The sequence below is a fragment of the Kribbella sp. NPDC050820 genome, assembly GCF_040653975.1.
Classification (GTDB): domain Bacteria; phylum Actinomycetota; class Actinomycetes; order Propionibacteriales; family Kribbellaceae; genus Kribbella.
In genome coordinates, this window is sequence record NZ_JBFAHB010000164.1 from 1 (window position 1) to 2,202 (window position 2,202).

Consider the following 2,202-nt stretch of genomic DNA (forward strand, 5'->3'; position numbering starts at 1 on the left):
TGTCGACGGCAGCTGAAAACTGACCAGTGGGCGGCAACTGAAAATTGACCAGCTTCCCGGAGAGATCCTGGCTTGAACCGAGCCGGGGAGGGAGCAGGTGTTGAGCGTGGAGGACTGGGCGGAGATCCGGCGGTTGCGGGTGTCGGAGGGGGTATCGATCTCGGAGATCGCGCGGGTGTTGGCGGTCTCGAGGAACACGGTGAAGGCGGCGTTGGCCAGCGACGGGCCGCCGCGGTATCGCCGCAGGGCGGCGGGTTCGGTGGTGGATGGGTTCGAGCCACGGATCCGGGAGTTGTTGCAGGCGTTTCCCACGATGCCGGCGACGGTGATCGGCGAGCGGATCGGGTGGCCGTACTCGATCCGCACGTTGAGTGGGCGGGTGGCGGAGTTGCGGCCGGTGTATCTGCCGCCGGACCCGGCCAGCCGGACCAGCTATGCCGCCGGTGAGATCGCGCAGTGCGACTTCTGGTTTCCCGACATCGAGCTGCCGGTGGGATTCGGCCAGACCCGGACGGCGAAGCAGTTGCCGGTGCTGACGATGGTGACTGGCTATGCCCGGTGGGACTCGGCGGTGCTGATCCCGTCCCGTTACGCCGAGGACTTGTTCGCCGGCTGGTGGCAGCTGATCGCCGCGTTGGGCGCGGTCCCGCGGGTGCTGGTCTGGGACGGCGAGGGCGCGATCGGCAGGTGGCGCGGCCGCCGCAGCGAACTCACCGTCGAGTGTCAGGGGTTCCGCGGCACCCTGGCGGCCAAGGTGGTGATCTGCCGGCCCGCCGACCCCGAGGCCAAGGGGCTGGTCGAACGACTGCACGACTACCTGGAACGCTCCTTCCTGCCCGGCCGAACCTTCACCGGTCCCGGCGACTTCAACAACCAACTCCAAGGGTTCCTGGTCCGGGCGAACACCCGCCAGCACCGCGCACTGGGCTGCCGGCCGGCGGACCGGATCGAGGCCGACCGGGCCGCGATGCTCACCCTGCCGCCGGTCCCGCCCACAGTGGGGTGGCGGTCGTCGACCCGGCTGGCCCGGGATCACTACATCCGCCTCGACGGCAACGACTACTCCGTCCACCCCGGCGTGATCGGCCGCCGCATCGACATCTACGCCGACCTCGCCAAGGTGCAGGTGTTCTGCGACGGGCGCCAGGTCGCCGACCATGAACGGGTCTGGGCCAAACACCAAACCATCTCGGCTCCCGACCATCTCGCCGCGGCCCGGGCGTTGCGCCGCGACCGCCTGGAGATCCTGCGGCCCACCCGCGAGCCAGTAGTCGAGCAGCGGCAGCTGACCGACTACGACACCGCACTCGGTCTGACCGATGGTGGAGTGGCGTGATGGCCACCGCCCGCTCAGCGACCAGCCCAGGCAACCGTGATCTGACCGCCGAGGTCGCGTTCCTGACCCGCGCGTTGAAGGCACCCACCCTGCGCGAATCCGTGCCCCGGCTGGCCGACCGGGCCCGGGCCGAGTCGTGGTCGCACGAGGAGTTCCTGGTCGCCTGCCTGCAACGCGAGGTCGCCGCCCGGGAGTCTCACGGCGGCGAGGGCCGGATCCGCGCCGCCAGGTTCCCGGCCCGCAAGAGCATCGAGGAGTTCGACTTCGACCACGCCCGCGGACTGAAACGCGACACCATCGCCCACCTCGCCACGCTGGACTTCATCACAGCCAAGGACAACGTCGTGTTCCTCGGCCCACCCGGCACCGGCAAGACCCACCTGGCCACCGGGCTCGCGATCCGCGCCTGCCAAGCCGGCCACCGCGTCCAGTTCGCCACCGCCTCGCAATGGGTCGCCCGGCTCGCCGACGCACACACCACCGGCACCCTCCAAACCGAACTCGTCCGGCTCGGCCGCTACCCACTGCTCGTCGTCGACGAGGTCGGCTACATCCCGTTCGAACCCGAAGCCGCGAACCTGTTCTTCCAACTCGTCTCGTCCCGCTACGAACGCGCCAGCCTGATCGTCACCAGCAACAAACCCTTCGGCCGCTGGGGCGAAGTGTTCGGCGACGACGTCGTCGCCGCCGCGATGATCGACCGCCTCGTCCACCACGCCGAAGTCATCGCCCTCAAAGGCGACAGCTACCGCCTCAAAGACCGAAACCTCGGCCGCGTCCCCACCGCCCCGACCGACGAACCATGAACCAGAAGATGGTCAACATTCAGTTGCCGCAAGCTGGTCAGTTTTCGGCTGCCGTTGACA

Annotated in this window: 2 protein-coding genes; both read left to right on the plus strand. The window is 69.0% G+C overall.

What is annotated here, in order from left to right:
• Positions 1-97 precede the first annotated feature (97 nt).
• The gene (istA, locus tag AB0H36_RS48000) at positions 98-1,336 is read left to right on the plus strand and encodes an IS21 family transposase (RefSeq protein WP_360539091.1); all 1,239 of its coding nucleotides are present in this window, start codon (positions 98-100) and stop codon (positions 1,334-1,336) included.
• Positions 1,336-2,142 (plus strand): IS21-like element helper ATPase IstB, encoded by an 807-nt coding sequence (gene istB, locus AB0H36_RS48005; protein ID WP_360539094.1) that lies wholly within the window; start codon positions 1,336-1,338, stop codon positions 2,140-2,142. The genes istA and istB overlap by 1 nt, the downstream gene beginning before the upstream one ends.
• The last annotated feature ends 60 nt before the right edge of the window (positions 2,143-2,202 follow it).

What these genes read in the sequence shown, in the direction of transcription:
- istB (WP_360539094.1), top strand. Translation starts at nt 1,336, where the DNA reads ATGGCCACCGCCCGCTCAGCGACCAGCCCAGGCAACCGTGATCTGACC.